This is a genomic window from Mycobacterium sp. PTI7, assembly GCF_056679845.1.
Map to the genome: position 1 here is coordinate 1,494,587 of NZ_CM155252.1, position 25,787 is coordinate 1,520,373.

The window sequence follows — 25,787 nt, forward strand, 5'->3', positions numbered from 1 at the left end:
GTTCAACGAGGTCAATGGATGCGGGGCCGCACGTCCCACGCGTGATGCACCACGTCGTGCACGTGGTAGACCGCGATGGTGGCCACCGTGAACTCACTTCCGTTGCTGCGCAACCCCCGTCGGGACCACAGACCGTCCCGCACCGCGGAGTAGACGTCCGCCACGCGGTGCGCGGCCACGACGAGGTCCCTGGCCACCTCCGCCGGATCCTGCGACGCGTAGTCGTCGGCCAGCGCGGTCGCGTCCTGATCCCAGTTGGGGAAGACGGGGTCGTCCTCGGCGAGCATCAGGGTGACCCGCTGCTCGAAGATCCGGTGGACGTCGCGGACGTGGCAGCCGTACTCCAGCACCGACCAGGTCGACGGCCGGGGTCGCACGGTCGCCTCCGGGGCCGTCAACCGACGGCTCCAGTCGGCGGCGTCACGGCGGACGATGTCGGCCACGTCGGCATAGCTCACCGTCGAGGAGTCGAAACCGCAGTCCGGACAGGGACGTTCGAGGACCCAGGTCCAGTCCTTGGTGTCGGGCTGGATCGCGTCGTCGCCGCGGCCCGTCGTCATCCCTGGTGCAGGTCCTGCGCGCTGAAGGTGTCGCACGCGTTCGGCTGTCCCGTGCGGTACCCCTCGGTGAACCAGTACTGGCGGCCCGCCGCCGATCCGTGCGTCCACGACTCCGGGCTGACCCGGCCGGTGGCGGCCTCCTGGATGCGGTCGTCGCCCACCGAGGCCGCAGCCGAGAGGGCGTCGGCGATGTCCGTGTCGGTCAGCGGCTCCAGGAACGGCTCGCCGGTGCTCTCCTGCTTGGTGATGGCGGCGTAGTGGGCCCAGACGCCGGCGTAGCAGTCCGCCTGCAGTTCGGTGCGCACGCCGCCGCCCTCGGGACCGGTGGGGTCCTCCTGGGCCCGGCCGAGATCGCCCTTGAGTTCCTGGACGTGGTGGCCGAACTCGTGGGCCACGACGTACTCCTTGGCGAGCGGTCCGCCGCTGGCGCCGAACTGGGTGGTCAACTCCTCGAAGAACGTCGTGTCGAAGTAGGCGGTCTGGTCGGGAGGGCAGTAGAACGGCCCGACCTCGGTGGTGGCCGGCCCGCACCCCGTGTTCACGCTGCCCGAGAACAACTCGACCGATGGCCGGGTGTAGCCGGGCATCTGCTGGGCCCAGACCGCGTCGACGGAGTTGCCGGTGGCCACCACGAGGCACTGGTCGATGTTGTTGGCGTCCTCGGCGGTCTTGCACTGGCTCAGGTCGAAGCCGGGGGTCTGCACGCCCTGCGAGTCGTATTCGCCGGTGCCGCCCTGCGGCAGCCCGACGGTGCCCGGGTCGACGCCGAGGAAGAGCGCCACGACCATGATGATGAGGCCGCCGACGCCACCGCCGATCGCGATGCCGCGGCCGCCGCCTCCGCCGCCACCTCCACTCGACCTGGACGTGCTGGTGTCGATCTGGATGCCCTCGTTGAAGGTCACTTCTCGCTCCGTCCCAGTTCACCGGTCGTTCACCGGCCTGTCGCCGGGGAGGCTGGGCGCCAGCCGCGTTCAGCTTCCCACACTACGATTCAGCCGTGGCCGCACAGCGTGAATCGACGGACCCGACCGTGGCGCACACCGGGTACGGGGCGCTGCGGGGGACCGTCGAGGGCGGCGTCACCGTGTGGCGCGGCATCCCCTACGCCGAGCAGCCACTCGGGTCCCGCCGGTTCGCGGCGCCGGCCCCGCCACGACCGTGGTCGGGCGTGCGCGACGCGATCGAGCACGGACCGCTGCCCCCGCAGGGCCGGTCGTTCGTGGGCGGCGGCCGAGACGATCCGAAGATCCGCGACGAGGCGTGCCTGACGCTGACGGTGTGGTCACCGGACCCGCGCGGGAACCTGCCCGTGATGGTGTGGATCCCCGGTGGCGCGTTCGTCTACGGCGCGGGCCAGCTGCAGCTGTACAACGGGTCGCGGTTGGCCGCCAACGGCGACGTCGTGGTCGTCAACGTCACCTACCGACTGGGTGTGTTCGGCGGGTTCGACCTCGGCGACCTGGGCGAGGGCTTCGACGACAACCTCTGTCTGCGTGACCAGTTGGCCGCCCTGGCCTGGGTGCGGGACGACATCGCCGCGTTCGGTGGCGACCCGGACCGCGTCACGGTCTTTGGCGAATCCGCCGGTGCCACATCCGTTCTGGCGTTGCTCGCCAGCCCCGCGGCTCGCGGCCTGTTCACCCGCGCGATCGCGCAGAGCCCCGCGCTGCCGCTGATCGCCGACCGCGAGACCCGGGCCCGTCGGGCCCACGAGTTCCTCGGGCGGCTCGGCGTCGGCGTCGACGAGGTCAAGGCGCTGCCGCAGCGCCGATTGCGCCGCGCGGCGGGCCAGTTGCAGGCCGAGAGCGTCGCCGACAGCCCGGTGCTCGCCTACGGGCTGACCCACGGGGTGGACCTGCTACCGCACCACCCGGTCGAGGCCGCGCGGATGGGCGCCGTGTCCGACGTGCCGCTGATCGTCGGCACCAACACCCACGAGGCGTCGATGTTCGCGTGGGGCAAGCCGCCCATGCTGCCGACCACGCTGGACGGCATCGACGCCTACTTCGCACGCACCGCACCCGACGCCAAGCCCGGGGTGCTCGCGGCGTATCCCGCCTTCCCGCGGCGCAGCGCGCTGGTGGCGATCGGCGCCGACGCGATGTTCGGCGCGCCGACGTGGGCGTTCGCCGACGCCTACAGCGGCCGCGCCCCCACGCACGTGTACCGCTTCGACCACACCACCTGGACGCTGCGGGCCCTGGGCCTCGGGGCGACGCACGGCAGCGAGATCGTCCACATCCAGCACAGCTACTCGTCGTATCTGGGCCGCAAGCTGCACCCGCTGGGCCGTCGGGTGCTCCCGGCGGTCGGCCGGCGGATGCAGCGCACGTGGCTCGACTTCGCCAAGGGCAGGCTCGGCGTGCAGGAGGGCGGCGAGTGGCCGCTCTACGACGACCGCGACCGTCGCACCCGGGTGATCCGGTCCACCCGCGACGAGACCGTCGCCGACCCGGACCGGGTCAGGCGGTCGGCGTGGGAGGGGCTGTACTGAATCGGTCGTCTACCCGGGTCCGTCGCTCGCGGCCGCCAGCAGCGGCACCAGCACGTCGCCGATCGGTGTCGGCAGCCCGTGACCGGCGGCCCTGCGCACCACCACCGCGTTGCGCACGTCCCACTCCAGCGGCCTGCCGTGCTGGCGGTCGGTGAGGATCGACGTCGTCAGGTCCTCGGGCAGCTGCGCGAACAGCGCCACCGTCTGGTCGATCACCTCGTCGTCCAGGTGCGCCCCCTCCGCGCGTGCCACCGCGAGGCATTCGGCGAGGTAGGCCTTAGCGAGGGTGGCCACGTCGTCGCGGCGGAAGGTCCCCGACGTGCGGCCCGACAGCACCATCAGCGCACCGACGGCGTTGACGAGCAGCTTGTGCCACGCGGCGCTGACGAAGTCCGGGTCGGCCTCGACCGACATCCGTGGGCCCGCCAGCGACTCGACCAGGCCGCGCCCCGCGGGATCGTCGGGCAGGACGAGCCGCACCGGGGTGCGCAGCCGCACCCACCCGTCGGGCTGCGTCTCGGCCGAGAACCACACCACGCACGGCACCACCGTCGAGCCTGGGCAGTACCGCCCGACCCGCTCGACCTGCTCGACGCCGTTCTGCAACGCGCACACCACGGTGTCCGGGCCGCACAGCGCACGCAGCCACCCGGCTGCGGCCTCGGTCTGGGTGTCCTTGACCGCCAGCAGCACCACGTCGACCGGACCGTCGACGTCCGCGGGATCGGTGCGCACCGGGTGCGGCACGACGACGGGGTCGCCGTCGTCGGGGCGCAGCTCCGAGGTGGCGCGCGGCGTGCGCCCGCAGACCAGGACGTCGTGCCCGGCCTCGTGCAGGAGCGCCGCGACGGTGGTGCCGATGGCGCCGGGCCCGACCACGGCGATCCTGGTGACGTCGGCTTCTCCGCGAGGGTGCTGGTCCACGGGCCGAAAATACCCCGGCACCGCCCGCACTAGACTCATCAGTCGGTTCGTTCCCAGTACCACCCCCCAGGACGAGGAGTCTTCGTGTTGCGCAGTCACGCCGCCGGATCGTTGCGGTCCACCGATGCCGGGCAGACGGTGACGCTCGCCGGCTGGGTGGCGCGCCGGCGCGACCACGGCGGGGTCATCTTCATTGATCTGCGCGACGCCTCGGGGGTATCCCAGGTGGTGTTCCGCGACGCCGGCGTCCTCGAGCAGGCGCACCGGCTGCGCGCCGAGTTCTGCGTCTCCGTCACCGGTGTCGTCGAGGCCCGGCCCGAGGGGAACGCCAACTCCGACATCGCCACCGGCGACATCGAGGTCAACGCGACGACGCTGACCGTGCTGGGGGAGAGTGCGCCGCTGCCGTTCCAGCTCGACGAGACCCCCGGCGAGGAGGCGCGCCTCAAGTACCGCTACCTCGACCTGCGCCGCGAGGGCCCCGGTGCGGCGATCCGGTTGCGCTCGAAGGTGAACGCCGCGGCGCGCGGCGTGCTCGCCGGCCACGACTTCGTCGAGATCGAGACGCCCACGCTGACGCGGTCGACGCCCGAGGGCGCCCGTGACTTCCTGGTGCCGGCGCGGCTGCAGCCCGGATCGTTCTACGCGCTGCCGCAGAGCCCGCAGCTGTTCAAGCAGCTGCTGATGGTCGCGGGCATGGAGCGGTACTACCAGATCGCCCGCTGCTACCGCGACGAGGACTTCCGCGCCGACAGGCAACCGGAGTTCACCCAGCTCGACGTCGAGATGAGCTTCGTCGACGCCGACGACGTGATGGCCGTGTCGGAGGAGGTGCTCAAGGCGCTGTGGGCGCTGATCGGCTACGACCTGCCGCTGCCCATCCCGCGGATGACCTACGACGAGGCGATGCGCCGGTTCGGTTCGGACAAGCCGGATCTGCGCTTCGGCGTCGAGCTGGTCGACTGCACGGAGTTCTTCTCCGACACCACGTTCCGCGTGTTCCAGGCGCCGCACGTCGGTGCCGTCGTCATGCCGGGCGGGGCGTCGCAGCCGCGGCGCACGCTGGACGGCTGGCAGGAGTTCGCCAAGCAGCGCGGGCACAAGGGGCTGGCCTACGTGCTCGTCGCCGAGGACGGGTCGCTGGGCGGACCGGTGGCCAAGAACCTCACCGACGCCGAACGCGACGGACTGGCGGGCCACGTCGGCGCCGCACCCGGCGACTGCATCTTCTTCGCCGCCGGCCCGACCAAGTCGGCGCGCGCGCTGCTCGGCGCGACCCGCATCGAGATCGCCAAGCGCCTCGACATGATCGACCCGGACGCGTGGGAGTTCGTCTGGATCGTCGACTGGCCGCTGTTCGAGGCGGCCGACGACGCGACGGCATCGGGTGACGTCGCCGTCGGGTCGGGCGCCTGGACGGCGGTGCACCACGCGTTCACCTCGCCCAAGCCCGAGTCCGAGGCCACCTTCGACACCGACCCCGGCACCGCGCTGGCCAACGCCTACGACATCGTGTGCAACGGCAACGAGATCGGCGGCGGGTCGCTGCGCATCCACCGTCGCGACGTCCAGGAACGCGTGTTCGCGATGATGGGCATCGACCACGACGAGGCGCAGGACAAGTTCGGCTTCCTGCTCGACGCGTTCACCTTCGGCGCCCCGCCGCACGGCGGCATCGCGTTCGGCTGGGACCGCATCGTCGCGCTGCTCAGCGGCGTCGACTCGATCCGCGACGTCATCGCCTTCCCGAAGTCGGGCGGCGGCGTCGACCCGCTGACCGACGCGCCCGCGCCGATCACGCCGCAGCAGCGCAAGGAGTCGGGCATCGACGGCAAGCCGAAGGCCGACACCCCGGCCTAGCGGGAATACGCACCCACGACCGAGAGCTGAGTCACACATGACAGAGATCGACAAGGGGAAACTCGTCTCGGATACCAAGGCGCTCGACGACTTCAACCGCAACGTCGTCGCGGAGTTCCGCGCCAACGGCGGCAAGGTGGGCGGCCCGTTCGAGGGCGGCACGCTGCTGCTCCTGCACACCACCGGCGCGAAGTCCGGAGCGCCACGGCTGTCGCCGCTGGCGTACATGGAGATCGACGGCAAGCTGATGATCATCGGCTCGTATGCCGGCGCCCCGAAGGATCCGGCGTGGGTGCACAACCTGCGCGTGAATCCGAGTGCCCGCATCGAGGTGGGTACCGACGCCTACGACGTGACGGCACGCGAGCTGCCCGACGACGAGCGCGACGCGACCTACCCGAAGGTCATCGAGCGGGCGCCCGTGTTCGCCGAGTATCAGGCCAACACCACGCGCAGCATCCCGCTGTTCGAACTGGTCCGCGCCTCGTAGCGCGTCGAGAATGCGATGAGGGCCGTGATCCGGTGTGGATCACGGCCCTCAGCACAGTCTTCGGATCAGTTGCGGCCGGGCGCTCCCGGGGTGCCCTGCGGGCCGGCGTTCGAGCCGGGCAGGTTCTTGCCCGTCGGGGGTGACGGGGTGCTCTCGACCGACGGCGGCGTGGCCGAGGGTCCAGCGCTGATCGTGGAACTCGGGTTCGCCGAGCCGGTTCCGCCCGTACTGCCGCCACCCGAGGTAGTGCCGCCGCCGCCACCCGCGCCACCGGAGCCGCCGGTGGGCGACGGTGCCGTCGGGTTCGGCGACGGGTTGGCCGGGGCCGACGTCGAGGGCGGTGCGACCGCGGACGACGTGGCGGGTGCGGTGGAGACGGATGACGTGTCGGTGGGGGCGTCGGTGCTCTCGTCGCTGCTGCAACCGGCCAGCAGTGCGGCGGATGCGATCGCGGCCGACGCGGCCAAAACGGCGGCGCCCCTCGTGTTGTACGTGAACTTCATGGCCGCTTGATAGCCGCCACCGACATTCGACAAACGCGCTCTACCTGCCACGTCATATATCCGTAACGCGGCTACAGCCTTTCGATGATGGTCGCGTTGGCCATTCCGCCGCCCTCGCACATGGTCTGCAGCGCGTAGCGTCCGCCGGTCTGGTGCAGCGCGTTGACCATCGTGGTCATGATGCGGGCACCGGACGCGCCGAGCGGGTGGCCGATGGCGATGGCGCCGCCGTGGACGTTGGTCTTCGCCAGGTCGGCGCCGGTGTCCTTGGCCCAGGCGAGCACGACGGGCGCGAACGCCTCGTTGACCTCGAACAGGTCGATGTCGGACAGCGACAGACCTGAGCGGGCCAGCACCTTCTCGGTGGCGGGGATGACGCCGGTGAGCATGTACAGCGGGTCCGACCCGACCACGGTCGTCGTGTGGATCCGGGCGAGCGGCTGCAGTCCGAGCCTGCGGGCCGCGGCGCCGCTGGTGATCATGATCGCGGCGCTGCCGTCGGACAGCGGCGAGGAGTTGCCGGGCGTGATCTCCCAGGTGATCTGGGGGAAGCGTGCCGCGTAGCCCTCGCTGAAGAACGCCGGGCGCAGTCCGGCGAGCGTCTCGACGGTGGTTCCGGGACGGATGATCTCGTCGGTCGACAGGCCGGCGATCGGGGCGAGTTCGGCGTCGAACAGGCCCTCCTTGGTGGCGCGGGCGGCCTTCTCGTGGCTGTTCGCGGAGAACTCGTCGAGTTCGGTGCGCGAGAACCCCCACTTCGCCGCGATCAGTTCGGCGCTGATGCCCTGGGGCACCAGGCCGTCGGGGTAGCGGGCCGCCATGCCGGCGCCGAACGGGTCGCTGCCGGGCAGCACGCTGGAGCCCATGATCACCCGCGACATCGACTCGACGCCCGATGCGATCACGACGTCGTAGGCGCCGGCGATCACGCCCTGCGCGGCGAAGGAGATGGCCTGCTGACTGCTGCCGCACTGGCGGTCCACGGTGGTGCCGGGCACGCTCTCGGGGAAGCCGGCGCCGAGCAGCGCGTTGCGCGCGATGTTCACCGACTGGTCGCCGACCTGGGTGACCGCGCCCGCGATCACGTCGTCGACGAGGGCCGGGTCGACGCCGGTGCGCTCGACCACCTCGCGCAGGCTGTGGGCCAGCAGGTCGACGGGCAGGACGTCGTGCAGCGCACCGTTCGCCTTGCCCTTGCCGACGGGCGTTCGCACCGCTCCGACGATGACTGCGTCCCGATCCGAAAACGATCCGGCCATGATGTCCTCCTGAAATCCGCGTCGCTGAGTATTCTCAGATGTACCTAGATGTGTATCACCTGGGTATAGTTAGAACAACTCAGAGGGAGGGAAGATTCCGTGAACGTGCTGCAGGGTCCACTGCTCGACCGTGACTCCTGGTCGGCCGTCGGCCGCTGCCCGGTGGAGAAGACCATGGCGCTCGTCGGCACCAAGTCGGCGATGCTCGTGATGCGCGAGGCCTACTACGGGACGACGCGCTTCGACGACTTCGCCAAGCGGGTCGGCGTGACCAAGGCCGCGATGTCCGCCAGGCTCGCCGAACTCGTCGAGATCGGCCTGCTCGAGAAGCGGCCCTACCGCGAGCCGGGGCAGCGCAGCCGGGACGAGTACGTGCTCACCGAGGAGGGCACCGACTTCATGCCGGTGGTGCTCGCCATGTTCGAATGGGGACGCAAGCACGCCGTCGAGGACTCGCGCCTGCGGCTGACCCACCTCGAGTGCGGCGCGGATGCCCGCGTCCAGATCCGGTGTGCCAACGGCCACGACGTGGCTCCCGAGGAACTCGGCGTGCGGCTCCGCGGCCGCACGCCGGCGTGAGTCAGACCAGCTGCTTGCGGAACTCCCGCGCCCCGGACATCAGTTCCTCGACGCGGGAGCGCTGTGCCCGGTTCTCGAACACGCCGCCCTCCTTGAAGTAGGTGCCGACGATCGCGCCGTCCGCGACCTCCAACTGGGTGCCGACGTTCTCCGCGCGCACACCGGTGTTGACGAACACGGGCACCGTGCCCGCGGCGGACTTCACCACGCGCAGCGCCTCGGTGTCGGTGGGGGCGCCCGCCGTCGCGCCGGAGACGCAGATCGCGTCGGGCAGCGTGGCGAACACCGTCGTCCGCGTGATCGCGGCGAGGTCGCGGTGGGCCAGGTAGGTGGCCGACTCCGGCACGATGTTGAAGAACAGCTTGACGTCTGCGCCGCCGACCCGCGCGCGATGGCGTGCCGTCTCGCCGACGTTGGTGTTCCACAGCCCGAAGTCGCTGGCGTACACGCCGGTGAAGATCTCGCGCACGAAACGGGCACCGGTCGCGACGGCGAGGTCGATCGACGCCCGGCCGTCCCACAGCACGTTCACGCCGAACGGCACTGCGATGTCGGGCAGCAGTTCGCCGATGATGCGCGCCATCGTGATCGCGGTGATCGGCTCGGTCTGCGTCAGGTACGGCAGGCTGAACTCGTTGGAGATCATCACGCCGTCGACGCCGCCGGACTGCAGTGCGTCGAGTTCCTCGCGGGCACGCGCCACGACGGCGGCGATCCCGGCCTTCCCGTCGTACCCGGGGTCGCCCGGCAGTGCGGCGAGATGGAGCATCGCGATGACGGGTTTGCGAACGATGAAGACCTCGTCGAGCCAGGTCTTGGTCAAGGTCGTGCCTTTCTCTGCAGAAGAATGATGGAGTGGCGCAGGCTAATCCATGTAGGCGCCGCCGTTCACGGCCAGCGCCTCGCCGGTGATGAACCGTGCGTCGGGGGACAGTAGGAACGCGACGGCCAGTGCGACGTCCTCGGGCTGCTCGAGGCGTCGCAGCGGGGTGTCGTCGAGCATCATCCGGCGCACGCCGTCGACCGTGGTGCCGCGCAGTTCGGCCTCCCACTCGAGTTCCCGTGACTGCATGGGGGTGTCGACGTAACCGGGGCAGACGCAGTTCACCCGCAGGTCGTGCTCGCCGAGTTCGAACGCCATGGCCTGGGTCAGCCCGACGACGCCGAACTTCGACGCCACGTAGTCGGCCAGGAACGGCACGCGACCCTGCTTGCCCGCCATGGACGCGGTGTTGACGATCGCGCCCGGCGTGCCGGTACGGACCATCGCCCGGGCGGCAGCCTGGCCGCAGACGAAGACGCCCTTCAGGTTGACGTCCATGGTCTTGTCGTAGTGCTCGACGGGTGCGTCGAGGAAGCGGTGCATGAACGAGATGCCGGCGTTGCTCACCCACGCGTGCAGCCCGAGCCGGTCGGCGACGTCGTCGGCGACGGCCGTGGCCGCGGCCGGTGAGGTCACGTCGAGCGCCGCGGACTCGTGGGCGACCCCCGCCTCGGCGGGCAGGCCGGCGGCGACGGTGCGTGCGGCGTCGCCGTCGACGTCGGTCACCACCACCTGCCACCCGCGCTGCGCGAGGGTCTGCGAGATCGCCCGTCCGATACCGGAACCCGCGCCGGTCACCACCACTGTCGTCGTCATGACTGAAGGTCACTCCCATCGTTGTCGTCGCCGACGAGGCGTCGGCCGGTCTGCGCATCGAAGAGGTGGGCGGCGCCGGGCCGCACCGCGAGGGCCACCGTCGCACCCTCGGTGATGCCCGAGAGGCGTTGCGCCTCCACCACACTCGTCAGCTCGATGCCGCGCGCGGCGATCGTGACGATCGCGCGTGGTCCGAGCAGCTCGATGAGCGTCACGCGGGCGTCCGATCCGTCCAGCGGCGTCGGCAGCAGGTCGTCGGGGCGCACGCCGAGCGTGACGGGCCCCGTCGCGCCGACGCGTTCCAGGTCGAGCCGCAACCCGCCGGGGGTCGTCAGCGCACCGTCGGCGAGGTCGCCGTCGATCAGGTTCATCTTGGGGCTGCCGACGAAGGACGCCACGAAGCTGTCGACGGGCCGGTTGAACACCTCCAGCGGCGTGCCGACCTGCACCGCGCGGCCGTCGCGCATCACCACCATGCGGTCCGAGAGGGTCATCGCCTCCTCCTGGTCGTGCGTCACGTACAGCGAGGTGATGCCGAGCCGGCGTTGGATCTGCAGCAGCTCGGTGCGGGTCTCCACCCGCAGCTTGGCGTCGAGGTTGCTCAGCGGCTCGTCGAACAGGAACACCGACGGCTCGCGGATGATGGCGCGCCCGATCGCGACACGCTGCTGCTGGCCGCCACTGAGGTCCTTGGGCTTGCGGCCCAACAGCTTTCCCAGGCCCAGTGAGTCGGCGACCGCGTCGGCCCGCGACAGCGCCTCCGCCCGCTTGGTCTTGGTCGCCCGCAGGGGGAAGGCGATGTTCTCCCGCACCGTCAGATGCGGGTAGAGCGCGTAGTTCTGGAAGACCATGGCGATGTCGCGGTCCCGCGGCTGCAGGTGCGTGACGTCGCGATCACCGATCGTGATGGTGCCCGACGAGACGGTCTCCAGGCCCGCCAGCATGCGCAGCGACGTCGACTTGCCGCATCCCGACGGTCCGACGAACACCGTGAACGATCCGTCGGGGAGTTCGAGGTTCAAATCGCTGACCACGGCGATGTCGCCGTAGGACTTGGTCACCTCGGAGAAGCGGACGGTTGCCATGACGTGTGTGACCCCAATGCCTAGAACTTGACCGCGCCACCGCTGATGCCCTGCACCAGCTTGCGCTGGATGAAGAAGCTCGCGATAACGACGGGGACGACCGCGACCAGGATGGCGGCGCTCATCGAGCCGATCTGCACCCCGCGGAACGTGTTGAACCCGGCGATGGCGACGGGCAGGATCGCCGCCTTGCCGGGCGCGAGGATCAGTCCGTAGAACAGGTCGTTCCAGGACAGGGTGAAGCCGAAGATGCCTGCCGCGCCGATGCCCGGCAACACCTGGGGGAGGACCACCAGGCGGAAGGCCTGCCACCGGGTGAACCCGTCGACCTGCGCCTGCTCCTCGAGCGAGCGCGGCACCGCCTCGAAGAAGCCGATCAGGAACCAGGTGACCACGGGCAGGACGAAGCTCAGGTGCGCGAAGATCACCGGCACCAGGGTGTCGTTGAGTCGCAGCGCGTACGCCATCGTCAGGAACGGGAACACCAGCACGGCCGGCGGCAGGACCTGGGCGGCGAGCATGCCGAACCGCGTGGCGGTGCCACCGGCGCGGTAGCGGGCGATCGCGTAGGCGCCCATGCTTCCGACCACCACGCTGATGCCGACGGTCACCAGGGCGACGATCGCGCTTCGTCCCGCCGCGGCGAGGATGTCGGAGGACAGCACGTTGCGCCAGGCGTCCATCGACGGCGAGAACCACAGCAGGAAGGGATCGTTGAGCTGCTGCGGCGTCTTGACGCTCGCCACGGCGATCCACACCACCGGGAACAGCACCGTGATGACGGCCGCCCACAGCAGCGCGATGCGGCAGACCGTCAGCACGGTCGAGTCGCGCATCGTCGACGTCTGCGGAGCCCGAGTCACGACCGGCCGTCCTCGACGGTGCGGGCCCTGTCCATGCGGCGGAACGCGATCACGATGATCGTCAGCACCACCAGCAGGACGACGAAGGCCATCGATGACGCCGAGCCGAGCCGGAAGAACTGGATTCCCGTCTGGTACACGAAGTACTGCAGCGTCTCGGTCTCGGTGCCCGGGCCGCCGCGGGTGGTCGCGAAGACGTACTCGAACACCTTCATCGCGTCCAGGCTGCGCAGCAGGATTGCCACCACCATCACCGGTGCGAGCAGCGGCAGGGTGATCCGGCGCAGAACGTAGAACCCGCTCGCGCCATCCACCCGGGCCGCCTCGAGCGGTTCACCGGGGATGGACTGCAGGCCGGCGAGCAGGAGCAGCACCATGAACGGGGTCCACTGCCAGACGTCGATGAACGCCAGGGTGAACAACGCGCGACCCGGACCGAAGAAGTCGTAGTCCAGGCCCACGGACTGCAGCAGGTGCGGGATGGCGCCGAGCTGGTCGTTGAGCAGGAAGCGGAAGACCAGTCCGACGGCGATGGGGGTGATGAACATCGGCGCCAGCAACATCGACCGCGTGAGATCCCGTGCCCAGCGCTGCTTCTGGAGCGCCAGCGCCAACGCCAGCCCGATCGCGAGTTCCAGTCCGACGGCGACGCACACGTAGAGCGCGGTGGTGCCGAACGCATGCCAGAACGACGAATTGGACAGGGTGGCGACGTAGTTGTCGGCGCCGACGATCGCGGGCGTGCCGCGATCGGTCAGCTTGTAGTCGGTGACGCTGAGGTAGAACGCGTACACCAGAGGGAAGCCGACCACCCCGACGAAGAGTGCGATGAGGGGACCGACCATGCCGTGGTGAAACTTCATGGTCGTCGCTCCTTTCGTCGGGGTGGTCGGTGTCGTGCGGGCCGGGGGCCGGTCAGCCCTGGATCTTCTCCGCGGCGGCCTGTGCTGCCGCCAGCGCGTCGTCGACGCTCTTGGTGCCTGCCACCGCCTCGTTGAGTTCGGTGCCGACGGCCTGGATCATCTCCTCGCCGCTGGGCCCCTGGGTGAGCGGTGCGGCGTCGGCGAGCAGTGCCTCGACGGTCCGGTAGTAGTCGGCGCCCAGCGGACTGTTCAGCACGGCCGGATCCTTCAGCGTGCTCTGCCGGATCGCGGCGCCACCCTTCTCGGTGCGGGCGACGTCATGGGTCTTCGACGTCAGCCACGACGTGAACGCCCACGCGGCGTCCGACGCCCCGGAGTTGGCCGGGATGGCCCAGCTCCACGAACCGAGCACCTGCTTGCCGCCGGGGATCGTGGCGAGCTTGAACTTGCCTGCGGCGGGCCCGGATCCGGGCTCGTTGAGGGCGGGCAGCTGCCAGTTGTAGTTGATCATCGAGGCGGCCTGGCCGGCCGACACCGAGCGCTGCGCCTCGTCCATGCTCCAGTTCAAGCTGTTCGGGGGAGCGGCCGTCCGGTACGTGTCGACGTAGGCCTCGAGTGCACGCTTGGCCTCCGGCGTGTTCAGCGTGACCTTGCCGTCGTCGCCGTAGATGGAGCCGCCGGCCGCGAACAGCCAGTTGCCCCACTCCTCGAAGATCTTGTACCCGCGCTGCGGCTGCATCGCGATGCCGGCGCGGTCACCGGTCTTCAGCGCCTTCGAGGTGCTCACCAGTTGGTCGAGGCTCGTCGGCACCTGCTGGTTGGCCTGGGCCAGGTCGTCGGTGTCGTAGATGTAGCCGAGCGCGTAGTTGTAGAACGGCACCGCGTAGCGGACCCCGTCGACGGTGGTGATGTCGGTCAGCGACGGGAAGAAGTCCGCCGCGTCGTAGTCCGGGGTGCTGTCGATGCGACTGTCCAACGGCTGCAGGAACTTCGCGTTCGCGAAGTCGACCATCCACGGGTTGTCGACGACGATCAGGTCGTACGTCGGGGCCGAGGACTGGAAGCTCGACACCAGCTTGTCGCGCATCTGGTCGTAGGTCAGCGTCTCGACGTCGATGGTGACGTCGGGGTAGTCGGCGTTGAAGTCCGCGACCATCGACTTCACGATGTCGGTGTCGGGCACGTTCTCCATCAGGATGCGCACGGTGCCGGAGACGTCCTTGCCGACCTCACCGGTGCCGGTCGCCTCCGCCTGCTCCGGTCCGCCGCTGCCCGCGCACGCGCTGAGCATCAGCGCGAGCACCGCCAGCAGGGCGAGGACGGTGAGGCGGACGGTGCCGAAGAATCTCCGCCGGTGTGTCGTGGTGGTTCGGGTGGTGTGAGTCACTGCGGCACTGCTCCCTTCATTTCCGTGGTTGTCGATCACTGGGTCGTGCGTCGTGCCAGGGTGTGCGAGATCGGCGCCACGGCGTCGCCGAGGCGGCGCCACGTCCGGTAGGCGTCGTCGTACACGGCCCGGCGCGAGGGGTCCGGTACGACGGGCGGGTCGAGCGCGACGAAGCGGGCGGCGTCGGACCAGTCGTCGAGCGCGCCGATGCCGATCGCGGCGATCACCGCGGCACCCAGCGATGCCCCGGGGTGCCCTCGCACGGGCAGCATCTCGAGGCCCAGCACGTCGGCGTGGATCTGCTTCCACAGCGTCGACGAGGATCCGCCGTTGGTGATCATCACCCGTCTCGGACCGATGCCGATGTCGGTGAACACGTCGACGTGGTGGCGAAAGCCGAACGCGATGGCCTCGAGCACCGACCGGTACATGTCGGCGCGGCCGTGTCCGAGGTGCATGCCCGCGAAGGTGCCGCGCAGATCCGGGTCGTGCAGGGGGCTCTTCTCGCCCAGGAAGTACGGCAGGCACAGCACCTCGGCGGGCGCGGCGACGGCGGCCTCGTCGTCGAGGGCGGCGAGGTCCGCGCCGCCGATCAGCGCCTGGAACCACCGGATCAGGCTGCCGCTGGTCGCCATGCAGCCGTTGGGCAGCCAGTGTCCCGGTACCGGGTGTGCATCGAGGTAGAGCCGCTCGTCGACGATCTGGGTGTCGCTGGCCACCAGGATGTCGCCCGCCCCACCGAGTTTCACCAGTGCGTCGCCGGGTCCGTTGACTCCCGCGGCGAAGGCCGACAGCACGTGGTCGGCGCCGCCGACCACCAGTGCGGTGCCGGGACGCAGCCCGGTGAGTTCCGCGGCGGCCCGGCTGACCTCGCCGACCCGGGTGCCCGGCCGGTGGACGGGTGGCAGCGTCGCGGTGTCGATCCCCGCGGCGGTCACCACGGGCGCGGCGACGGCGCCGTCGATGGTGAACAACCCGGACTCGAGCGCCCAGTTCTGTTCGACGTGCACGTCCGCGCCGAGCGCCGTCAGCACCCAGTCGTAGGAACCCAGGTAGTGCGCGGTGCGGTCGTAGGTCTGCGGTTCGTGCTCGCGCAGCCACACCACCGTCGGCGCCACCGACTGCTGCGTCAGGGCCGACCCCGTCATCGTCACCAGGTCGACCCCGGTGAGTGCACCGGCGAGCGCCCGCACCTCGTCGGTGGCCCGCGCGTCGTTCTGCAGGATGGCCCGGCGCAGCGGCCGGCCGTGCTCGTCGACCGGGATCACCGCGGGCACCATGCCCGACACGGCGACGGCGCCCACGGCGGCCGGATCGACGCCGCTGGTCTGCAGCACCTCCCGGATCGACTCGACGACGTTGCGATGCCACTGCTCGGTGTCGGCCTCCGCGCTGCCGGGGATGGGGGAGTGCAGCGCCGACTCGCGACCCGCCTGCGCGACGATGCCCGTCGCGGTGTCCAGCAGCACCGTCTTGGTACCGGTGGTGCCCACGTCGACGCCGATCGTGTGCGTCGTCATCGTGCCTCGCCGAGTTCGGCGTGGCTCGCCACGGTGCTCGATTCGTGGCTCGCCACGGTGCCTGACTCATGGCTCGCCACGGTGATGACCTCGACGCCCGCGCTCCTCGCCGCCACCAGCGCGGGGTGCTCGCTCGGGCCGTCGGTGATGATCACGTCGACGTCGGACAGCGCCGCGATGCTCACGAAGGTGACCCGGCCCAGCTTGCTGGTGTCCGCGGCGACCACCACCCGGTCGGCCCGCCTGCTCGCCGCCCGCTTCACCCGGCTCTCCGCCTGGTGGTAGTCGGAGATGCCGCGGTCGCCGTCGATGCCCGCGACGCCCATGACGTACGTGTCGCAGTTGTAGTTGCCGAGGGTGTCCTCGGCGTCCGGCCCGATGAGACTCAGTTCGCCCGAACGCAGTTCGCCGCCGGTCAGCACCACCGTGGTGTCCGGCTCGCCGACCAGTTCGAGTGCCGCGAGCACGCTCGGCGTCACGATTGTCAGACCCAGCCCACGGCCCTTGAGCGATCGTGCGACGGCGAGCGCGGTGCTGCCGGAGTCGAGGATCAGCGTCTCGGCCGGTCCGATGAGGTCGGCGACGGCGTCGGCGATGTGCCGCTTCTCCTCGGCGGCCTCGGCCACGCGCGTCGCGAAGGACGGTTCGGAGTCCTTGCGGGCCACGGCGATCGCGCCACCCACCACGCGGCGGACGACGCCCGTCGACTCGAGGGCCTCGACGTCGCGGCGGATCGTCATCTCGGAGACGTCGAACTCGGCGGCCAGTTCGGCGTAGCCGACCTCGTGGTCGGCGCGGACGCGCTGGGCGATGCGATCTCTGCGGGACTTGCCGTCCATCGACCTCACCGACCCTTCGTCCGACTGCGTGGTGTGAGAATTTCACAGGAACGGGGAGGAAACATGCACGAAACACGCGCTTTCCGATCCAGTGGTGTGAATCTATAACACAGACGTGTGCAATGCCCACAGATGTCGGAGATTGATTCTCGAGTCGTCCGTCAGACGCCGCGCATGCGTCGCGGATCCCCGGGTAGCCCGCGGTCGGCATCCACGACCCAACGACGCGAACGGAACCCCCGATGGCCCACCGCGATACCACCACCTCGCCGATCCGAGTCGTCGTCACCGGCGCGTCGAGCGGCATCGGCCAGGCGACCGCAGAACTCTTCGCCGGACGCGGCGCCCGGGTGGTGCTGGCGGCCCGCAACGTCGACGCACTCGAGGAGGTCGCGGCACGCTGCCGGGCCGCCGGCGGTGAGGCCGTGGCCGTCGGCACGGACGTGACCGACGTGAATTCCGTTCGTGCGCTGGCCGATCGGGCCGTGGCGCAGTACGGCGGGATCGACGTGTGGGTGAGCAACGTGGGCGTCGGCGCGGTCGGCCGCTACGTCGACACCCCCATGGAGGCGACGACCGCGTGATCCGCACCAACCTGATCGGCCACATGAACGACGCGCACGCGGCGCTGCCGGTCTTCCTCGATCAGGGCAGCGGTGTCTTCGTGAACATGATCTCCCTGGGCGGATTCGCCGCGGCGCCGTTCGCCGCCGCCTACAGCGCGAGCAAGTTCGGCCTCCGCGGCTTCACGGAGTCACTGCGCGCCGAACTCGCCGACCATCCCCGCATCCACGTGTGCGACGTCTATCCCGGTTTCGTGGACACGCCGGGCATCCGCCATGGCGCCAACTACGTGGGGCGCAGGCTGTCGGCGCCGCCGCCGGTCCTCGACGCGCGCCGGGTCGCCGCCGCCATCGTGCGGGTCGCCGACCGGCCCCGCCCCACCACCTCGGTGGGCGCCGCGGCAGTCCTGACCCGCGTGGCGCACGCGATGAGCCCGACGCTGACCGGGCGTGCGCTGGCCCGCTTCATGGCGTCGTACTTCGAGCGGGCCGAGCGGGTCCCGACCAGCGCGGGCAACCTCTTCGAGTACCCCGCGGACGCCGCCGTCGTGGACGGTGGGTTGCGTGCCCCGGGGCGGCGCCTCGCCGTCGGTGCGGTAGCCGGCACCGCCGCGGCGGCGGCGGGCGCCCTCTCGGTCAGGTATGGGCTGGGGTGGTCGCGAACTGGTCGGTGATGGCCTGGCAGAACGCGTCGAGATCCTCCGGTGACCGGCTGGTCACGAGGTTGCCGTCGATGCACACCTGCTGGTCGACGACGGTGGCGCCGGCATTGCGCAGATCGGTCCGGATGCTCGGGTAGGACGTGAGTGTGCGGCCTCGCACGACGTCGGCCTCGACCAGCGTCCAGGGACCGTGGCAGATCGCCGCGACGGGCTTGCCGGAGCGGACGAAGTCGCGGACGAACGCCACGGCCGATTCGTCCATCCTGAGCTTGTCGGGGTTCACGGTCCCGCCCGGCAGCACGAGGGCGTCGAACTCGTCGACCGTCGCGTCGGACACCTTCCGGTCGACCGGGAACGTGCCCGCGGGCTCGAGGTCGTGGTCGCGCGCGGCGATCTCACCCGAGTCCAGCGACAGCAGTTCGATGCTGCCGCCGGCGTCCTCGACGGCCGCACGGGGGCGTTCCAACTCGACCTTCTCGACGCCGTCGGCGGCCAGGAAGGCGATCCTGCGTCCGTTCAATTCTCCTGACATGTGGTCCTCCTCGTCGGTGGTGCTGATGGTCGGGGCACGGCTACCCGGCCGAACCCGGTCGAATCACCGTCCCCGGCCCGATAGCGTCGACGCGTGCTGCATCTGCGCGTCATCACCCCGGCCGACCTGCGTGACGACGTGCTCGACGTCCTGCGGGCGGAGGTCGGCGTCGCCAACCTGCTGCTGCACCCCGGGGCGGCCCTGGAACCCGAGGGCGACGAGATCACCGCCGACATCGCCCGCGAGTGCGCCAACGACCTGATCCGCCGCCTCAAGGACCTCGACATCCAGCATCGCGGCGCCATCACGCTCGAGATCCTCGACACCGTGCTGTCCACCCGCGCACACCGCGCCGAGGACCGGGCGGAGGGTGACCCCGCGGACGCCGTGGTCTGGGACGAGCTGATCGGCCGCACCCGGGAGGAGGCGACGCTGAGCGTGACCTTCGTCCTGTTCCTCACCCTGGCGTGTCTGCTCACCGCGATCGGCGTGGTGACCGACTCGACGGTCACCGTCGTGGGCGCGATGGTGCTCGGCCCCGAATTCGGGCCGCTGGCCGCGCTGTCGGTGGCGCTCGTGCAGCGCCGGCTCAACCTCGCCCGCCGTGCGGCGGTGGCGCTGCTGGTGGGCTTCCCGATCGCGATGGGCATCACGGCGCTGGCCACGGCGGGCGCCGAGGCGGTCGGCTGGTTGACCCCGGAACGCGTCGAGAACGTGCACGAGGTGGACTTCATCTTCCAGGTGGGACCGCTGTCCTTCGTGGTCGCGCTGCTGGCGGGCGCGGCGGGCATGCTGTCGCTGGTGTCGTCGAGGGCCACCGGTCTGGTCGGGGTCTTCATCTCCGTATACACGGTGACGGCAGCCGGATTCGCCGTGGTGGCCGCCACGGTGGGTCAGTGGGACGTCGCGGCCAAGTCGGCGCTGCAGCTACTGGTAAACCTCGTCGGCATCGTGGTGGCCGGCGTGCTGGTCCTCGTGCTGCGTCCGCGGGGCCGATGGGTACCGCATTCCGCCACCTCGTGACGGCGGCGGCGGCCATCGCGGTTCTGCGTCCGGGGTGCCGGTGTGGTGGGATCAGTCGCTATGGGCATCAAGGTGGCGCTTGAGCACCGCACCAGTTACTCGTTCGATCGACTGGTCGAGGTGTTCCCTCACATCGTGCGGCTGCGCCCCGCTCCTCACTCGCGTACGCCCATCGAGGCGTACTCCCTGCAGGTCGAGCCGGCGGATCACTTCGTCAACTGGCAGCAGGACGCGTTCGGCAACTTCATGGCGCGCCTGGTGTTCCCGACCCGTACTCGCAGCCTCACCATCACCGTGGGGCTGATCGCCGACCTCAAGGTGATCAACCCGTTCGACTTCTTCATCGAGGACTACGCCGAGCACGTCGGGTTCACCTACCCGCGTGACCTCGCCGAGGACCTCAAGCCCTATCTGCGACCCGTCGACGAGAACGACGAGGGCTCCGGCCCCGGCGACCTCGCCACCGAGTGGGTCAAGGACTTCCACGTCGCGACCGGCACCAGGACCATCGACTTCCTGGTGGCGCTCAACCACGCGATCAACGCCGACGTCGGGTACAGCGTCCGCATGGAGGCGGGGGTGCAGACGCCCGACTTCACGCTGCGCAGCGGGATCGGATCGTGCCGCGACTCGGCCTGGCTGCTGGTGTCGATCCTGCGGCAGATGGGGCTGGCGGCACGGTTCGTCTCCGGCTACCTGGTCCAGCTGACCTCCGACGTCGCCGCGCTCGACGGACCGTCCGGCCCCGCCGCCGACTTCACCGACCTGCACGCCTGGACCGAGGTGTACATCCCCGGTGCCGGCTGGATCGGGCTCGACCCGACGTCGGGTCTGTTCGCCGGCGAGGGTCACATCCCGCTCTCGGCCACCCCGCAGCCCGCGTCGTCCGCGCCGATCACCGGCGCCACCGAGCCCGCCCAGACCACGCTCGACTTCGCCAACGTCGTCACCCGGGTGCACGAGGACCCGCGCGTCACCCTGCCGTACACGCCCACCGCGTGGGAGGCGATCCAGTCGCTCGGCACCCGCATCGACGAGCGCCTCGCCGACGGCGACGTGCGGCTGACCGTCGGCGGCGAGCCGACGTTCGTGTCGGTCGACAACCAGGTGGACCCGGAGTGGACCACCGACGCCGACGGTCCGCACAAGCGCGAGCGTGCCTCGGTGCTGGCGAAGCTGCTGAAGGAGCAGTGGGCGCCGCACGGCCTGGTGCAGCGCAACCAGGGCAAGTGGTACCCGGGAGAACCGTTGCCGCGCTGGCAGATCGGGCTCATGTGGCGGGCCGACGGTCAGCCGCTGTGGACCGATGCGTCGCTGCTGGCCGACCCGTGGAGCGCCGAGGCGTCCACCGCGGCCACGCCCGTGGACGCCGCCGGCCGGCTGCTGGACGGCATCGCCGGTGGGCTCGGGCTGCCCGACAGCCAGGTGCGGCCCGCGTTCGAGGACGCGCTCGCCGAGCTGGCGGCGCAGGTCCGCAGGCCCGAGGGCGAGCCCGTCTCCGGAGCCGACGACCTCGGTCCCGATGCCGACGGCGCCCGCGCCCGCGCCGACCTGGTGGAGGCGCTGGACGCGTCGGTCACCGGACCGGCCGCCTACGTCCTGCCGCTGCACCGCCGCGAGGACGGCACCGGATGGGCGAGCGCCGACTGGCGGTTGCGCCGCGGCCGGATCGTGCTGCTCGAGGGGGATTCACCCGCGGGCCTGCGCCTGCCGCTGAAGTCGATCAGCTGGGAGCCGCCGCCGGTCACGCCGGAGGGCGACCCGCTGGCCGCGCGCGGTGCGCTGCCCGATGACGACGACGCCGACGACGACGCCACCGTGGAGGAGGCCGAGGGGCTGCCGACCACGGCGATGGTCGCCGAGGTGCGCGACGGCGTGCTGTACGTATTCCTGCCTCCCACCGAGGAACTCGAGCAGTTCGTCGACCTGATCGGCCGGATCGAGAAGGCGGCCTCGGCCATCGAATGCCCAGTGGTCATCGAGGGGTACGGCCCGCCGCCGGACCCGCGTCTGGTGTCGATGAGCGTCACCCCCGACCCCGGTGTGATCGAGGTCAACGTGGCGCCCAGCAGCAGCTTCGCCGAGCAGCGCAGCCAGCTGGAGGCCCTGTACGCACAGGCCCGTCTGGCGCGGCTGTCCACCGAGTCGTTCGAGGTGGACGGCACCCACGGCGGTACGGGCGGCGGCAACCACATCACGCTCGGCGGGGTCACGCCCGCCGACTCTCCGATGTTGCGCAGGCCGGACCTCCTGGTGTCGATGCTGACGTATTGGCAACGGCACCCGGCACTCTCGTACTTGTTCGCCGGACGGTTCGTCGGCACCACCTCGCAGGCGCCGCGCGTCGACGAGGGTCGGACGGAGGCGCTCTACGAACTCGAGATCGCGTTCGCCGAGATCGCCCGTCAGACCGAGGAGGCGCCGGCGGTCGACCCCGATGCCGGTGAGGACGCCGACGCGGACCGGGCGTCGGGCCCGTGGATCACCGACCGCGCCCTGCGGCACCTGCTCACCGACATCACCGGCAACACCCACCGCGCCGAGTTCTGCATCGACAAGCTCTACAGCCCCGACAGTGCGCGCGGCCGGCTGGGCCTGCTGGAACTGCGCGGGTTCGAGATGCCGCCGCACTACCAGATGGCGATGGTCCAGTCGCTGCTGGTGCGGTCGCTGGTGGCGTGGTTCTGGGACCAGCCGCTGCGCGCCCCGCTGATCCGTCACGGCGCAAACCTGCACGGCCGATACCTGCTGCCGCACTTCCTGATCCAGGACATCGCCGACGTCGCGGCCGACCTTCGCGCGCACGGCATCGACTTCGACACCAGCTGGCTCGACCCGTTCACCGAGTTCCGCTTCCCGCGCATCGGCACGGCGGTGTTCGACGGCGTCGAGATCGAGCTGCGGGGCGCGATCGAACCGTGGAGCGTGCTCGGCGAGGAGTCGACGGCGGGCGGCACCGCACGCTACGTCGACTCGTCGATCGAACGCCTGCAGGTGCGGCTGATCGGCGCCGACCGGCACCGCTACGTCGTGACGTGCAACGGCCACCCGATCCCGCTGCTGGCCACCGACAACGCCGACGTCCAGGTGGGCGGGGTCCGCTACCGGGCATGGCAGCCGCCGAGCGCACTGCACCCCAGCATCACCGTCGACGGACCGCTGCGGTTCGAGTTGGTCGACACCGCGACCGGCGTCTCCCGCGGCGGCTGCACCTATCACGTGTCGCACCCCGGCGGTCGCTCGTACGAGGGACCACCGGTCAACGCGGTCGAGGCCGAGTCGCGCCGGGGCAGGCGTTTCGAGGCAACCGGTTTCACGCCCGGCCGCGTCGACATGGCCGATCTGCGCGAGAAGCAGGCCCGGCAGTCGACCGACGTCGGCGCGCCCGGCATCCTCGACATGCGTCGGGTGCGTACCGTTCTGCGGTGATGGTGCTTCGAGCAAGCGGCCCACCAGAGCCGATGTCCGCTGCCGGCGGGGTGCTGCCCGTCGAGGCCGACGAGGTCATGGCGCGGTATCGCGAGGTGCGCGCCCAGCGCGGGCTCTTCGACGTCCGCAACGGTTCGGTGAGCCGCTACGACGAGTTCGTCGACGAGGCGGGCGACGTGCGGCCGGCGTGGCGCGACCTCGCCGACTGCGTCGTGGAGCGCGGTCCCGGCGGCCTGGAGCGGCTGCGGTCGACGGTCCGGCGGCTGGTCGACAACGATGGCATCACCTACGTCCAGGTGGACCGCGACGGTGCGGTCCTGGGCAACGCGGCCACGCCCGGCGAGGATCCGCCTGCGTCGGGGCCGTGGCACCTCGACGCGCTTCCGCTGATCGTGTCGGCGGATGACTGGGACACCCTCGAATCGGGTCTGGTGCAGCGTTCCCGGCTGCTCGACGCCGTGCTCACCGACCTGTACGGAGCGCGCCGGTCGATCACCAGCGGCGTGCTGCCCGCCCAGCTGGTGTTCGCGCACCCCGGATACGTCCGGGCGGCGCGCGGCATCGAGGTGCCGGGCCGTCACCCGCTGTTCCTGCACGGCTGTGACGTGAGCCGAACCGCCGGTGGCGAATTCGCGGTCAATGCCGACTGGACCCAGGCGCCGTCGGGCGCCGGCTACGCGCTCGCCGACCGGCGCGTCGTGGCGCACGCGGTGCCCGATCTGTACGAGCGCGTCGGACCGCGACCGGCGTCGCCGTGGGCGCAGGCGCTGCGGCTGGCGCTGATCGACGCCGCGCCGGAGTCGGCGGAGGAACCGGTCGTCGTGGTGCTCAGCCCGGGCATCCACTCCGAGACCGCCTTCGACCAGGCCTACCTCGCGAGCGTGCTCGGGTTCCCCCTGGTCGAGAGCGCCGACCTCGTCGTCCGCGACGGCAAGCTGTGGATGCGCTCGCTGGGCACGCTGAAGCGCGTCGACGTCGTGCTGCGCCGCGTCGACGCGGACTTCGTCGACCCGCTGGACCTGCGGGCCGATTCGCGGCTCGGCGTCGTCGGGTTGGTCGAGGTGCTGCGCCGCGGCGCGGTGACCGTGGTCAACACCCTCGGCAGCGGGATCCTGGAAAGCCCTGCGGTGCTACGGTTCCTGCCCGAGCTGGCCGAGTTGCTGCTGGGGGAGACGCCCGCGCTGCGCAGCGCCCAGACCTACTGGGGCGGCATCGACGTCGAGCGCTCGCACCTGCTGACGCACCTGTCGTCGCTCGTCCTCAAGCGCGTCGACGGCGCCGAGCCCATCGTCGGGCCTGCGCTGTCGGCGGAACGCCTGGAGTCGCTCGCCGCCCGGATCGCCGCGGCGCCGTGGCAGTGGGTGGGCCAGGAACTGCCCGAGTTCTCCTCGGCCCCCACCGATCAGCCCGGCGGGCTGTCGGCGGGCAAGGTCGGCATGCGGCTGTTCACCGTCGCCCAGCGCGGCGGTTACGCGCCGATGATCGGCGGCCTCGGCTACCTCATCGCGCCCGGGCATGCCGGCCACCTGGTGAACACCGTTGCGGCCAAGGACGTCTGGGTGCGGTCGCCGTCCCGCGTGACGGCCGAGCGGACGCCGACGCCGGACCTGCCGGCGATGACGCCCAGCCCGACGCGGGCGATCAGTTCACCGCGCGTCCTGTCCGATCTGTTCTGGCTGGGCCGCTACGCCGAACGCGCGGAGAGCACGGCGCGTCTGCTCGTCGTGACCCGCGAGCGCTATCACGAGTTCCGCTACCGGCGCGAGATGTCGGGCAGCGAGTGCGTTCCCGTGCTGCTGACCGCGCTCGGGGAGATCACCGGGACGGACACCGGCGCCGACGGCGACGACGCCGAGATGGTCGCGACGGCGCCCACCACCCTCTGGTCGCTGACCGCGGACCGGCACCGGCCCGGCGCGCTCGCACAGTCCGTCGAGCGGCTCGGCCTGGTGTCGCGTGCCGTCCGCGACCAGATGTCCAACGACACGTGGATGGTGCTCGCCGCAGTGGAGCGCGCCGTGCTGAATCCGACGACGCTCAATCCCACCGGCGGGCCGCCGGACTCGCAGACCGAGGGCGAGACCTATCTCGCTGCGGCGCACAGCCAGACGCTCGCGGGCATGCTCGCGCTCTCGGGTGTGGCCGCCGAGTCGATGGTCCAGGACGTCGGGTGGACGGTGATGGACATCGGCAAGCGCATCGAGCGCGCCGTGTGGCTCGCCGCGCTGCTGGGCGCCACCCTCGTCACCGTGCGCAACCCCGGCGCCGAACAGACCATCACCGAGTCGACGCTGGTGGCGTGCGAGTCGTCGATCAGCTACCGGCGACGCACGTTGGGCAAGGTGAGCGTGTCCGCCGTCGCCGACCTGGTGCTGTTCGACGAGCAGAACCCGCGCTCGCTGGCCTACCAGTTCGAGCGGATCCGCACCGACCTCAAGGCGTTGCCGTCGTCGTCGGGATCCACCCGGCCCGAACGGCTGATCGACGAGATCGCCGGGCGGTTGCGCCGCACAGACCCCGCCGATCTGGAGGACGTCACCGCCGACGGCCGGCGAGGGGAACTGGCCGACCTGCTCACCGGCCTCGTGGCGAACCTGCGCGAGCTGTCGCGGCTCATCACCGCGACGCATCTGTCGCTGCCCGGCGACATGCAGCCGCTGTGGGGACCCGACGAGAGGCGGGTCATGCCGTGAGACCCTTCCAGCGAGAA

General features: G+C 70.8%; 23 protein-coding genes. 10 read left to right on the forward strand and 13 right to left on the reverse strand.

What is annotated here, in order from left to right:
- Positions 1-11: 11 nt before the first annotated feature.
- A complete protein-coding gene (locus tag AC1MEY_RS07320; RefSeq protein ID WP_480230019.1) occupies positions 12-560 on the reverse strand; it encodes a DinB family protein in 549 nt (182 codons plus the stop codon).
- Positions 557-1,465, reverse strand: coding sequence for a KPN_02809 family neutral zinc metallopeptidase (gene ypfJ, locus AC1MEY_RS07325; protein WP_480230020.1), 909 nt, complete (start codon positions 1,463-1,465; stop codon positions 557-559). Before ypfJ ends, AC1MEY_RS07320 begins: the two co-directional genes overlap by 4 nt.
- A gap of 95 nt (positions 1,466-1,560) precedes the next feature.
- Here ypfJ and AC1MEY_RS07330 point away from each other — a divergent pair, with 95 nt between their 5' ends.
- Positions 1,561-3,057, forward strand: coding sequence for a carboxylesterase/lipase family protein (locus tag AC1MEY_RS07330; RefSeq protein ID WP_480230021.1), 1,497 nt, complete (start codon positions 1,561-1,563; stop codon positions 3,055-3,057).
- Positions 3,058-3,066: 9 nt separating this feature from the next.
- Here AC1MEY_RS07330 and AC1MEY_RS07335 read toward each other — a convergent pair whose 3' ends face one another.
- Positions 3,067-3,981: an oxidoreductase gene (locus tag AC1MEY_RS07335; protein ID WP_480230022.1), complete on the reverse strand. Its 915-nt coding sequence runs from the start codon at positions 3,979-3,981 to the stop codon at positions 3,067-3,069.
- Positions 3,982-4,065: 84 nt separating this feature from the next.
- Here AC1MEY_RS07335 and aspS point away from each other — a divergent pair, with 84 nt between their 5' ends.
- The 3 genes from aspS (at position 4,066) to AC1MEY_RS07350 (ending at position 6,844) form a co-directional block, all read left to right on the forward strand.
- Complete coding sequence (aspS, locus tag AC1MEY_RS07340) at positions 4,066-5,841, forward strand: aspartate--tRNA ligase (RefSeq protein WP_480230023.1); 1,776 nt, start codon at positions 4,066-4,068, stop codon at positions 5,839-5,841.
- A gap of 37 nt (positions 5,842-5,878) precedes the next feature.
- The gene (locus AC1MEY_RS07345; RefSeq protein ID WP_480230024.1) at positions 5,879-6,331 is read left to right on the forward strand and encodes a nitroreductase family deazaflavin-dependent oxidoreductase; all 453 of its coding nucleotides are present in this window, start codon (positions 5,879-5,881) and stop codon (positions 6,329-6,331) included.
- Positions 6,332-6,478: 147 nt separating this feature from the next.
- Entirely contained in the window at positions 6,479-6,844 is a 366-nt protein-coding gene (locus AC1MEY_RS07350; RefSeq protein ID WP_480230025.1) for a hypothetical protein, read from the forward strand.
- Between the two features lie 61 nt (positions 6,845-6,905).
- Here the strand turns inward: AC1MEY_RS07350 and AC1MEY_RS07355 are convergent, their stop codons facing one another.
- Positions 6,906-8,093 (reverse strand): thiolase family protein, encoded by a 1,188-nt coding sequence (locus AC1MEY_RS07355; RefSeq protein WP_480230026.1) that lies wholly within the window; start codon positions 8,091-8,093, stop codon positions 6,906-6,908.
- 99 nt (positions 8,094-8,192) lie between these two features.
- Here AC1MEY_RS07355 and AC1MEY_RS07360 point away from each other — a divergent pair, with 99 nt between their 5' ends.
- The gene (locus AC1MEY_RS07360; protein WP_480230027.1) at positions 8,193-8,672 is read left to right on the forward strand and encodes a winged helix-turn-helix transcriptional regulator; all 480 of its coding nucleotides are present in this window, start codon (positions 8,193-8,195) and stop codon (positions 8,670-8,672) included.
- Position 8,673: 1 nt separating this feature from the next.
- Here the strand turns inward: AC1MEY_RS07360 and AC1MEY_RS07365 are convergent, their stop codons facing one another.
- From AC1MEY_RS07365 to AC1MEY_RS07400, 8 genes are all read right to left on the reverse strand, one after another.
- Positions 8,674-9,495: a BtpA family protein gene (locus AC1MEY_RS07365; RefSeq protein ID WP_480230028.1), complete on the reverse strand. Its 822-nt coding sequence runs from the start codon at positions 9,493-9,495 to the stop codon at positions 8,674-8,676.
- A 42-nt stretch (positions 9,496-9,537) separates the two neighbouring features.
- Positions 9,538-10,311 carry an SDR family NAD(P)-dependent oxidoreductase gene (locus tag AC1MEY_RS07370; RefSeq protein WP_480230029.1) on the reverse strand — a complete coding sequence of 258 codons (774 nt, stop codon included), beginning with the start codon at positions 10,309-10,311 and terminating at the stop codon, positions 9,538-9,540.
- Complete coding sequence (locus tag AC1MEY_RS07375) at positions 10,308-11,396, reverse strand: ABC transporter ATP-binding protein (protein ID WP_480230030.1); 1,089 nt, start codon at positions 11,394-11,396, stop codon at positions 10,308-10,310. Before AC1MEY_RS07375 ends, AC1MEY_RS07370 begins: the two co-directional genes overlap by 4 nt.
- A 20-nt stretch (positions 11,397-11,416) precedes the next feature.
- A complete protein-coding gene (locus AC1MEY_RS07380; RefSeq protein WP_480231350.1) occupies positions 11,417-12,232 on the reverse strand; it encodes a carbohydrate ABC transporter permease in 816 nt (271 codons plus the stop codon).
- A 23-nt stretch (positions 12,233-12,255) separates the two neighbouring features.
- Positions 12,256-13,122 carry a carbohydrate ABC transporter permease gene (locus tag AC1MEY_RS07385; RefSeq protein ID WP_480230031.1) on the reverse strand — a complete coding sequence of 289 codons (867 nt, stop codon included), beginning with the start codon at positions 13,120-13,122 and terminating at the stop codon, positions 12,256-12,258.
- 52 nt (positions 13,123-13,174) lie between these two features.
- Positions 13,175-14,413 carry an ABC transporter substrate-binding protein gene (locus AC1MEY_RS07390; protein ID WP_480231351.1) on the reverse strand — a complete coding sequence of 413 codons (1,239 nt, stop codon included), beginning with the start codon at positions 14,411-14,413 and terminating at the stop codon, positions 13,175-13,177.
- A 131-nt stretch (positions 14,414-14,544) separates the two neighbouring features.
- Positions 14,545-16,029 carry an FGGY-family carbohydrate kinase gene (locus AC1MEY_RS07395; protein ID WP_480230032.1) on the reverse strand — a complete coding sequence of 495 codons (1,485 nt, stop codon included), beginning with the start codon at positions 16,027-16,029 and terminating at the stop codon, positions 14,545-14,547.
- Complete coding sequence (locus tag AC1MEY_RS07400) at positions 16,026-16,868, reverse strand: DeoR/GlpR family DNA-binding transcription regulator (protein ID WP_480230033.1); 843 nt, start codon at positions 16,866-16,868, stop codon at positions 16,026-16,028. The genes AC1MEY_RS07395 and AC1MEY_RS07400 overlap by 4 nt, the downstream gene beginning before the upstream one ends.
- Before the next feature lie 242 nt (positions 16,869-17,110).
- On the opposite strand from AC1MEY_RS07400, the gene AC1MEY_RS07405 reads away from it, so the two are divergent.
- Both AC1MEY_RS07405 and AC1MEY_RS07410 read left to right on the forward strand, forming a co-directional pair.
- Positions 17,111-17,452, forward strand: a complete 342-nt coding sequence (locus AC1MEY_RS07405; RefSeq protein ID WP_480230034.1) for an SDR family NAD(P)-dependent oxidoreductase — start codon at positions 17,111-17,113, stop codon at positions 17,450-17,452.
- Positions 17,449-18,105, forward strand: a complete 657-nt coding sequence (locus tag AC1MEY_RS07410; RefSeq protein ID WP_480230035.1) for an SDR family NAD(P)-dependent oxidoreductase — start codon at positions 17,449-17,451, stop codon at positions 18,103-18,105. The genes AC1MEY_RS07405 and AC1MEY_RS07410 overlap by 4 nt, the downstream gene beginning before the upstream one ends.
- On the opposite strand, the gene AC1MEY_RS07415 is transcribed toward AC1MEY_RS07410, so the two are convergent.
- On the reverse strand, positions 18,068-18,625 hold the full coding sequence (locus tag AC1MEY_RS07415; RefSeq protein ID WP_480230036.1) for a type 1 glutamine amidotransferase domain-containing protein: 558 nt from the start codon (positions 18,623-18,625) through the stop codon (positions 18,068-18,070). The two genes, AC1MEY_RS07410 and AC1MEY_RS07415, sit on opposite strands and share 38 nt — an antisense overlap.
- 93 nt (positions 18,626-18,718) lie before the next feature.
- On the opposite strand from AC1MEY_RS07415, the gene AC1MEY_RS07420 reads away from it, so the two are divergent.
- From AC1MEY_RS07420 to AC1MEY_RS07430, 3 genes are read left to right on the forward strand one after another with little or no spacing between them, the layout of a single operon-like run.
- Positions 18,719-19,648: a DUF389 domain-containing protein gene (locus tag AC1MEY_RS07420; RefSeq protein ID WP_480230037.1), complete on the forward strand. Its 930-nt coding sequence runs from the start codon at positions 18,719-18,721 to the stop codon at positions 19,646-19,648.
- A gap of 60 nt (positions 19,649-19,708) precedes the next feature.
- Complete coding sequence (locus AC1MEY_RS07425; protein ID WP_480231352.1) at positions 19,709-23,077, forward strand: transglutaminase family protein; 3,369 nt, start codon at positions 19,709-19,711, stop codon at positions 23,075-23,077.
- Complete coding sequence (locus AC1MEY_RS07430) at positions 23,077-25,770, forward strand: circularly permuted type 2 ATP-grasp protein (RefSeq protein ID WP_480230038.1); 2,694 nt, start codon at positions 23,077-23,079, stop codon at positions 25,768-25,770. Before AC1MEY_RS07425 ends, AC1MEY_RS07430 begins: the two co-directional genes overlap by 1 nt.
- The last annotated feature ends 17 nt before the right edge of the window (positions 25,771-25,787 follow it).

Excerpts from the sequence above, each read along its gene's own strand:
- AC1MEY_RS07320 (WP_480230019.1), bottom strand. The coding sequence starts at position 560 with ATGACGACGGGCCGCGGCGACGACGCGATCCAGCCCGACACCAAGGAC.
- AC1MEY_RS07345 (WP_480230024.1), top strand. The coding sequence starts at position 5,879 with ATGACAGAGATCGACAAGGGGAAACTCGTCTCGGATACCAAGGCGCTC.
- AC1MEY_RS07355 (WP_480230026.1), bottom strand. The coding sequence starts at position 8,093 with ATGGCCGGATCGTTTTCGGATCGGGACGCAGTCATCGTCGGAGCGGTG.
- AC1MEY_RS07370 (WP_480230029.1), bottom strand. The coding sequence starts at position 10,311 with ATGACGACGACAGTGGTGGTGACCGGCGCGGGTTCCGGTATCGGACGG.
- AC1MEY_RS07375 (WP_480230030.1), bottom strand. The coding sequence starts at position 11,396 with ATGGCAACCGTCCGCTTCTCCGAGGTGACCAAGTCCTACGGCGACATC.
- AC1MEY_RS07380 (WP_480231350.1), bottom strand. The coding sequence starts at position 12,232 with ATGCGCGACTCGACCGTGCTGACGGTCTGCCGCATCGCGCTGCTGTGG.
- AC1MEY_RS07385 (WP_480230031.1), bottom strand. The coding sequence starts at position 13,122 with ATGAAGTTTCACCACGGCATGGTCGGTCCCCTCATCGCACTCTTCGTC.
- AC1MEY_RS07390 (WP_480231351.1), bottom strand. The coding sequence starts at position 14,413 with ATGCTCAGCGCGTGCGCGGGCAGCGGCGGACCGGAGCAGGCGGAGGCG.
- AC1MEY_RS07395 (WP_480230032.1), bottom strand. The coding sequence starts at position 16,029 with ATGACGACGCACACGATCGGCGTCGACGTGGGCACCACCGGTACCAAG.
- AC1MEY_RS07400 (WP_480230033.1), bottom strand. The coding sequence starts at position 16,868 with ATGGACGGCAAGTCCCGCAGAGATCGCATCGCCCAGCGCGTCCGCGCC.
- AC1MEY_RS07405 (WP_480230034.1), top strand. The coding sequence starts at position 17,111 with ATGGCCCACCGCGATACCACCACCTCGCCGATCCGAGTCGTCGTCACC.
- AC1MEY_RS07415 (WP_480230036.1), bottom strand. The coding sequence starts at position 18,625 with ATGTCAGGAGAATTGAACGGACGCAGGATCGCCTTCCTGGCCGCCGAC.
- AC1MEY_RS07425 (WP_480231352.1), top strand. The coding sequence starts at position 19,709 with ATGGGCATCAAGGTGGCGCTTGAGCACCGCACCAGTTACTCGTTCGAT.
- AC1MEY_RS07430 (WP_480230038.1), top strand. The coding sequence starts at position 23,077 with ATGGTGCTTCGAGCAAGCGGCCCACCAGAGCCGATGTCCGCTGCCGGC.